Origin of the sequence: Butyrivibrio sp., from assembly GCF_017635265.1 — a bacterium.
Taxonomy (GTDB): Bacteria; Bacillota; Clostridia; order Lachnospirales; family Lachnospiraceae; genus Butyrivibrio.
Genome location: NZ_JAGBLU010000130.1, coordinates 1 through 9141 on the forward strand (window position 1 = coordinate 1; position 9141 = coordinate 9141).

At 41.5% G+C, this 9141-nt stretch carries 4 protein-coding genes and 1 tRNA gene; all 5 read left to right on the forward strand.

Translation table 11 applies throughout. The features are described from left to right. The coding region (locus J6O61_RS16195; RefSeq protein WP_292215283.1) for an HD-GYP domain-containing protein at window positions 1-750 on the forward strand (750 nt) is incomplete at its 5' end. 113 nt (window positions 751-863) lie between these two features. Beyond that, window positions 864-4370 (forward strand): ABC transporter permease, encoded by a 3507-nt coding sequence (locus J6O61_RS16200; protein WP_292215285.1) that lies wholly within the window; start codon window positions 864-866, stop codon window positions 4368-4370. 32 nt (window positions 4371-4402) lie between these two features. Next, window positions 4403-5617: an ATP-binding cassette domain-containing protein gene (locus tag J6O61_RS16205; protein ID WP_292215287.1), complete on the forward strand. Its 1215-nt coding sequence runs from the start codon at window positions 4403-4405 to the stop codon at window positions 5615-5617. Between the two features lie 90 nt (window positions 5618-5707). Continuing rightward, a tRNA-Arg gene (locus tag J6O61_RS16210) sits at window positions 5708-5781 on the forward strand. Window positions 5782-6129: 348 nt separating this feature from the next. Then, on the forward strand, window positions 6130-9141 hold a 3012-nt coding region (locus J6O61_RS16215; RefSeq protein WP_292215289.1), incomplete at its 3' end, for a pectinesterase family protein.

Consider the following 9141-nt stretch of genomic DNA (forward strand, 5'->3'; position numbering starts at 1 on the left):
CTCTATGACCACAAGAATAACTTAGAGAGCCAGATTGATGATCAGACCAGAGTCTTAAAGAAGCAGTTCATCTACCTGAAAAAACAGGAAGAGAAGCTTAAAAACAGCAATGAAAAAGTAATAGACACCATTGCGACCATTGTGGAATTCAGAAGCATGGAGTCCAGTTATCATTTAAAGAGGATAAAGGGATTTGTCAGAATCCTTGCCCTCACAGCAATGAATAACTATCCGGAACTGGGCCTGACGCCTCACCTTGTAGATGTTATTACTCAGGCTTCGGCAATGCATGATATCGGTAAGATATCCGTTCCCGACTCAATCCTTCTTAAGCCCGGTAAGCTCACGAATGAAGAATTTGAACTGATGAAATCTCATACCACCCGTGGAAGTGAGATCATTGAGCTTTTAAAAGACGTTCAGGACAAAGAATACTATGAGATGAGCCTGGATATCTGCAGGCATCATCACGAGAGGTATGACGGAAGAGGCTATCCTGATGGACTTAAAGGAGATGAAAACTCCATTGGAGCTCAGCTTACAGCATTGGCAGATGTATATGATGCGCTGGTGAGTGACCGTGTTTACAAGGCTGCGTTCCCTATGGATAAGGCCTATGAGATGATCAAGGACGGAGAGTGCGGAGTTTTCAATGAAAAGCTCCTTGCCTGCTTTGAGTTTGCAAGGCCTGATATGGAAAAACTGGTTCTTGATACCAAGGCTGCAGAGGCGGCAGACAGGGGTGCTTAAGTAAAAAAATAGATTTCACAACAAAACGCCATTCTGAAAAGTGGAAGTTATTCTTTCGGAAGGGCGTTTTTTATTCAGATTTTTAAAATATCGAGGATAAATACGAAGTTAATATGATAAAAACGTGGCTGATTGATGCACTGAGAAATATCAAAAAAAGAATAGTGTCCTGGCTTTCTATAGTGACAATTGTTTTTATAGGTACAACTCTGATATTGGGTCTATACTTTGGGTCATCTACAGTAAGACAGGCTGGTACGACCTACATCACCGGGCAGAATTTCAGAGACTTTGATGTGTCCTGCAGTTTGGGAATCAAAGAGTCTGAGATCAGTGAATTTAAGGAACTTGATGGGATAAAAGATGCAGAGGGCCTGATTTCAAGCGCAGCTGTGGCAACTTTGGGAGAAAACAGCACAGGAGTAAGTGTTATTTCCGCTACTGAGAGGGTCAGTGTCCCTGTTGCCGCCCAGGGAGTGATGCCAACAGAGGAAAATGAGTGCGCCATCTCTTTAAGTGCCATGAACAAGCTTGGGGCTGGCATAGGCGATAATATCGAGATAGTTATTTCTTCAGCCCGTTTTGAGAATGTGCTTCCAAACAGCAGATATAAGATAACAGCGATTGTTTCTCACCCGGATTATATGGTCAACATATCGACGGACTATATTGTTCTGCCTCTTTCATGCTTTGATACTTCTGAACTTTCATTTGATTATTCTAATGTTCTTGTAGATGCTGATATTTCAGAGAAGACCTTTTCAGAGGGATATAAGAAGGTGAGTTCGCAATTGAAAGAACTTATCAAGGCTGAAACGGATTCTATGTCTTTGGTAAGAAACATTCAGAAGAACGAAGAGTTGGATGAAGAATACAATAATGCCAAAAAGAAGTCAGAAGAAGAGATAGACAAGGGCAGGCAGGAGCTGGAAAAGGCAAAAAAACTCTACGATGACACTATTGGCGAAGCCTTGCAGAAGCTTGAGGAGGGTCAGACAAATCTTGAGGACCTGAAATCCTCTGCTGAGAAAGAAATAAATGAGGCAAAAAGAAAAATAAAAGAAGGGGAAGAGGAATATAATAAGTCTCTGGCAGATGGACAAACGCAGCTTGAAACGTCCGAAAAAGATATGGAGAAAGAGCTTGAATTAGCGAGGTTTCAGCTCTTTGATGCTTTCCTTCAGATAGATAAAAATGAAAAGCTTTTGCAGGAAAAAGAGGAAGAATACAGTAAGGCCAGTGAAAAATACAATGAGTCCAAGAAACAGTATCATGAATTGGAAGGCCAGGTTAATACTTATTTTGGAGCTGACAAGCTCAGTGCAATTGCCAAAACATACAGGGTATATGCGGATATACAGGATGAAGAAACAAAGCAAAAGTATTATGAGTATGCTGATGAGCTCGATAATGCAGCCGGTGAGGATGCAGTCGGTAGAGTGAGAACTGTTCTTGCTGTCTCTGATAAGGATGGAACCGGTCTGATAAAACGCATGTTTTTAGACTTTGGATTCGATTTAGATGAGCACAGATCTGACATTGACAAGTTTATAAGTGCTCCCGAGCAGCTTAAAAACGCCCAAGAGGAGCTTGAAGAGGCCAGAAAACTTCTTGATCAGGGGTGGTTTGACCTGGAGAAGGCGAAAATACAGCTTGCTGACGGTGAAGCCGAGTTTGCAAGAAAAGAGCCGGAGGCCAGAAAACAGCTTGAAGACGCAAAGAAAGAGTTTGAGCAAAAGAAAGCAGAAGGTGCTCAGGAGCTTGAGGAGGCTAGAAAAACACTTGCTTCAAAGCAGGAAGAGGCAAAAGAGGCCATAGCAAAGATTGAAGAAGAACTCCTCACAGCAGAAGGAGAGTTCAACTCCCAAAAAGAAGATGGGGAAAAAGAGCTAAGTGATGCTGAGGCAGAGTTTGAAGATGCGAAAAAACAAGCCGATGACAAGCTTGCAGAGATTAAGCAGCAGATCGATACTTTAAAAGAATCTCCCTGCAGTTATCTTATCCAGACCAGAGATGTGAATTTTCCTTATGTACAGACTGTTTCATACATTAAAGCAATCAATGGCTTTTTTGGAGCTTTCACTCCTTTATATGCATGCATAGTGGCAATTGTATGTTTTTTCACCATGACAATAATCATAGAGGAGCAGACAAGTCAGATTGGAACCTGCAAAGCCTTTGGAATGTATGAATCAGAGATCATGCGAAAATACATGGTCTTTGGAGTTTCGGCAGCTTTGTTCGGAGCCGTAACAGGTGTTGCAGGCGGATTTGCCGTAGAAACAATATTAAAGGATACCATGAAAAACACGCTGGCATTTTCCCTGGATGGAGTGAGCCGAAATGTCTTTATGATAGTACTTCTTCCAACGGTGGAAGTGCTGATAACCGCTGCTGCTGTAATATGGTCCTGCCACAGATATATCAGATGCTCGGCTGTCGGGCTTATAAACGGAAATGAGCCGGTCAGAAAGTACAGAAATAGGTCCGGTAAGTCATTACCTGGAAGTTTGTATATCAATCTTATCATCAATAATTTGCGCACAGACATAGGCAGGGAAGTGGTTTCTGTTGTGACAATAGTTTTATGTGTGTTCATTGTTGGTTTTGGAATTGATATCAAACTTGCCTATGAAGGCGCTTTGAGACATCAGATGAAGGATATCTGGAAATATGATATTACCCTTACTGAATCCGGAAAGATAACGGATGAGGAAAGAGAAATTGTTCAAAAAGAGCTTGCGGATTTAAATACGCTTTATATTCCTGTCAGTGCAGGTGTGATAAGTATAGGTGATTCTCAAATTCTGACAAATATAATCTGCGTCCATGATCAGGAGGAATTTGCTGAGTTTTACACCCTTAAGGATGATAGGGGGATAGATGTGACAATTCCCCCAAATGGTGTTTTAGTTACAAAGGAGATGGAAGACAAAAATGGAATACATCCCGGAGACACCATAAATCTGGTGGGTGCGAATCTTGACTATTCCCAGGTTGATGTGGCTGGTCTGTTTTTGCTGTATGCAGGGAAAACCATGATCATGACTGAGGATTACTACAAAGAATGCTTTGGAAATGACCCTGTATCAAACACTTATTACATAAAGACTGATTCAGAATCTGATGAAGAGCTGGCTGAGAGGCTGTCACTGCTTCCCGGAGTTTCAAAAGTGGAGCTTACCAAAAATCTTAGGGACGGAAATATGGCAGTGGTCAATCTCTACAATGCAGTTGTTGTCATAGTTATCCTGTTTTCCGTTATATTGTCTTTTATGATCCTTTTGAACCTGAGCAATATACTGGTGGCACACAGGATGAGGGAGCTTCTTACTATGAGGGTAAACGGCTTTTCAAAGTCCCATGTTATTGGATATCTCATAAGGGAAGTGGTTATTACCGGACTTTTGTCTGTGGTTATTGCTCTTTCCTTTGGGGTACCACTTACGAGCGTAATAATAAAAAACCTTGAGACTGATGCATTCATGTTTGAAAGGCACCCCTTTGCCCTGGCATGGATGGCGTCAGTTATGATCAATATACTGTTTTCAGTAATTATCAATTCTATTGCGTTTAGAAATGTAAATAAGGTCCCGCTTACAGATATCAATAAGTATTGATGTACCGCGAAACTATTAATGGAGATATGGGTATGGCAAACAAAACCGAAAACATTCAGATCATGTGGAAGATAATGCAGATGCTGGAAGGAGAGCAAATTGAGACGGCTCTTTCCGATGCATTTGAATTGCTTATAAAAAATGTTGAGGCAGACACAGGCGCTATATGGCTATTAAATCCGGACACAAAAAAGGTTACCAGCGCTATCTCTGTAGGAAAAGCTGCAATAGCAGGCTTTTCCATAGAAGCCGGCAAGGGGCTGATTGGAGAAGCCATGAATTTAACTGATCCCACAGTGATCACTGATACGGCTTCTGATTCGAGATTTCCGGGAGGAAAGGATGAAATTACAGGAGAAAGTGTAAAAAATGTGCTGCTCATGCCAATGATCCTGCATAAAGAGGCAATAGGATGTGTGGAAATCATTGATAAAAAAGGTGAGAAATACTCTGAGGATGAGGTGTTTCTGATCCACTCCTTTGCAGGTCTCGTTGCTATGGTCATGGAGGAAAGAGGTTATTCCAACTCCATTGGCGGTGACAAAAAGATCATAATGTCGCTTAGGAACATTGTTAAGGATTATCCTTCGGGGCAGGAAATTTCCCATATATTAAAGGGAGTGGATCTTGATGTGTATGAAAACGAGCTGCTCGTCATTCTCGGTGAGAGTGGATGTGGCAAGACTACTCTTTTAAACATAATAGGTGGGATGGACCGTGCTACAGATGGTGAGATTATTTTTGACGGAGAGGATTTTTCAAATCCCACCGAAAAGCAGCTTACAAACTACAGAAGAGATGATGTGGGATATATTTTCCAGTCTTATAATCTTATGCCTAATCTTACAGCGCTGGAAAATGTAAAGTTTATTGCTGAGATTTGTAAAAATGCGGCTGACCCTGAAAAGGCCATCGAGATGGTGGGGCTTTCTGACAGAGCGGGAAATTACCCTTCCATGATGAGTGGCGGCCAGCAGCAGAGAGTGTCAATTGCGAGAGCCATAGTAAAAAATCCAAGGATCATCCTGGCTGATGAGCCAACTGCAGCGCTGGATTTTTCCACAGGACAGGAGGTGCTGGAACTCATCGAAGACCTTATCAGTAAAAAGATAACTACTGTTATAATGGTCACCCATAACGTGGAAATTGCCAAGATGGCCAATAGAGTGGTGAGGGTCAGGGATGGAAGAATATCCAGCATTAGAGTCAACGCATGGCCTGTGCATGCTTCAGAGCTTTCATGGTGATTGGACGGATGACCGGAGAAAAGTAAATAAAATTTCTTGACAAAGCCTGTCGGCATGAATATAATATTATTTGTTGCCGATATGGCTCATGTGCGTGTAGCTCAGCTGGATAGAGCGTCTGGCTACGGACCAGAAGGTCGTGGGTTCGAATCCTGTCACGCACACTTTAATGAAGCGATTACATCTTTGATGTGATCGCTTTTTTCGTTCTTAAAATCTTAAATTGTGTATCCCCCAAAAGAGGCATGGAAACTGGAAATTATTAAAATGTTCTAAAGTAGTTTGAATTTTCAGAACATTTTATGAAACCGCTAACACTAAAAAATGCACAATTATTTTCCTGAAATTTTGTTTATTAATTAGGCAATATGGTGAAAATTTCTTTCGTTTTCCCCTTGTTTTAGTCAAAGTGACTATGTTAAGATAAGGTCACGTTCTGAAAATAATGTAAGCGTTTACATTATTAAAAAACTATAAACAAAGTTTTATGGGGAACAAACGGGAGGAACAATATGTCAAAAAAGAGAAGAAAGGGCGGAATCGGAGCGAAGTTTTTTGCTGCAGTTCTTACTGCTGCACTGACGTTTTCAAATGTTTCGATGGCTCTGCCCGGAGGAATGACACTGGCGGAGGAGGAGACTCTTTTGCAGGCGCAGACTTCTGCTGAAACAGAGGAGAAGACTGAAACAGGTGAAAAGACTGAAGCTGTGGAAGCTGCAACAGATGCTGCAACTATGGCGACCACAGAAACTTTGGAAGTTTCTGAAACAGAGGGTGAAAAGTCTACATCTGACGTTGTTGAAGAAGAGACCATAACAGATGCTGCAACCGGAGAATTAACCGGTGAGAATGTAGTAGAAGTAGTGGAAGAGAGTGCTGTTAAGACATTAACTATGGCAGCAGCCTCTGAAACTGAGTCTGAAATTGACAAGCTTGTAGATTTTTCAAAAGAGACTTCAGAAAATGATGGGATCAAGACCACTAACAGCAAGTGGAATTTTGCAACTTTACAAAATACAGGACTTACAACTGCTTCAGGCGATTCTATTTGCGGAATTATTGTTGGAGGAAACAGTGGAAGAGTCATCCTTGACTCAGGAAAAGACCTCAACGTGAAGAATAATTCAACATCTGATACAACAGGCGTTATCTATCTTCCGATTTCAGATGATACAAATGTTGTTACAATCACAATCAGTCCTATTGACTCTGATGCATCAAGGTACGTGTCTGTTGGAAGCTTTGATTCAGATGTTACTCTGATTGATAACAAGGCTGACGCTGAGCATCAGACAGTTACATTTAAGGCTGACCTTGCAGACTATGTTGTTAACAGTGCCGGAAGTGTTCAGGGGCGTTTTATCCCTTTGTATTCTCATGGCAACTTTAAGACAGCAAGCATTGAACTTACAGAGACCGATGCAGTGACGATAGTTGATGTATCCGGAAGTCTTTTGGGAGATGGTGCTGAATTTGTTACAGGGCTTAAGTTTAAAAACACACAGACTGATGAGATGGTAGAGTGTGATGCAATTGATGGCAAATACTCTGTAAGCCTGCCCAATGGATTTGAGTATCAGGTTTCGGTATCTGGAACTTTCGATTATGCAATTGAAACAGCAGATGACGGCAATATCCTTGATCTTACAACAGGTAATGATAAAACCAGGGAAAAAGATTTTGTGATTGTCTCACAGGATACAATCGTGATTGAAGGTAAGCTCACTATCGAAGAGCTTGACAATGCAAATCCGGTTTCAAAAGACAGTTTTAGCGTAAAGCTCGTACCTTCAAAGAGCACCCTTGATAAGGTAGATGTAACACTGAAAGCGGAGGACGATTACAACTATACTTATAGGGCTGTTATCATTCCTGATGAAAAGTATTCGGTTGAGCTGACCGGTGCTAATGATTATGAGTGCACTCAGGTAATTGCTGAATCAGAAAATGCAGAGATTGAGATTGGTGTAACGCCCAAGGAACTCCATGAGGTAACACTTGAAGCTGTTACACATAATCTTGAAGCTGTTTCCGGAGTTTCTGCTATTACCGTTAAGAATCTGGATGATGACTACACTTACTCATTTGATGGGATAAACGGAAGCGAATTTTCAATCAAAGTTCGTGATGGTATCTACGAGGTAACAGATGTTACTACCACCGGAAATTATGTGCCCTATGAGCACTTTGAGGTGGATGGTAAGGATGTAAAAGAGCAGATGTATCTTAAAGATACATCCGAAAAGCCTGCTGTAAGTTATAAAGAAACTGTATCGGTAGGTAAAGCGGGAAGCGACTATACTACAATTTATGATGCACTGGATGCAATTGGGCGTATGGAACGTGCTTCAGGTCAGGGCGTAACTATTCTCCTCAATGATGAGTATTATCAGGAGCAGGTTGTTGTTGATGTGCCTGACATTACTTTGAAGAGCGGACTTGATTCGGGTTCTACCATCAGCTGGTATTATGGCCTTGGCGGAGATTCATATTACAGTGCATATCTTGATACAAGCATAGATAAGAACCATCTGTTTTATGATGAGGCTCACGCAGTTGACAGATATGAGAGCATGACAATAGGTCAGACTCCCGGAAACTGGGGATCAACTGTAAATCTTAAGAGCACTGCTACAGGATTCAAGGCTGAGAATATAACTTTTGAAAACTCTTTTAACTACTATATAAGCGATGTGGAAAGACAGGATATTGCTTCATCAGGCAGCCTTCTTGACAGAACTGCAAGCGGCGCAGATCCTAAGCTCTACAAGTCAAAAGAGAGAGCTTGCACCCTGTACAACAGAGGTGCCGGAAACATTGAGTTTTACAAGTGCAATTTTATCAGTGGTCAGGATACTCTTTATACCGGTGATGCTGATGAGTACTCATATTATTATGACTGTACAATAGAGGGAACGACAGATTTTATCTGTGGTGACGGCAATGCTATATTTGACAATTGCAGCCTTGTTCTTTATGGATTTTCGGATAAGGCAGCGAGCGATCTTGTAATTGTTGCAAGCAAAGGCTCAGCTAAAAAAGGATATCTCTTTAATCATTGCAAGATAATGACTGATAAAAGAGATGACATTATGACTGCTACAGGTACTTATCTTGGAAGACCTTGGGGCACCAGCAATGAGAAGGTTGCCTTTATAAATACTGTAGTTGAGAGCAATCTCATAAATGAAAAGGGATGGACAACTATGAATACTGTTCCGTCTCTTAACGAGGGATTGCATGAGTTTGGCACAGTTCTTACTGACGGTACAGCAGTCGACCTGAGCGGAAGAGTTGCCATTAATATTGGAACTGATAAACAGGGAACTGCTGCGAATTATGTTCTTAAAAGCGCAGAAGGATATGCAGTAAAAGACTATTTGAGCAGCTCCTGGATTCCTTCATACTACGATGGTGAAAGACCTGATACGGAATATCAGAATGATGATCCTGCAACCGGTGGAGAAACAACTACAGGTGGCACTTATGTGTTTGAGTCATCTGCTCTTACTGCTTTTGCAGCA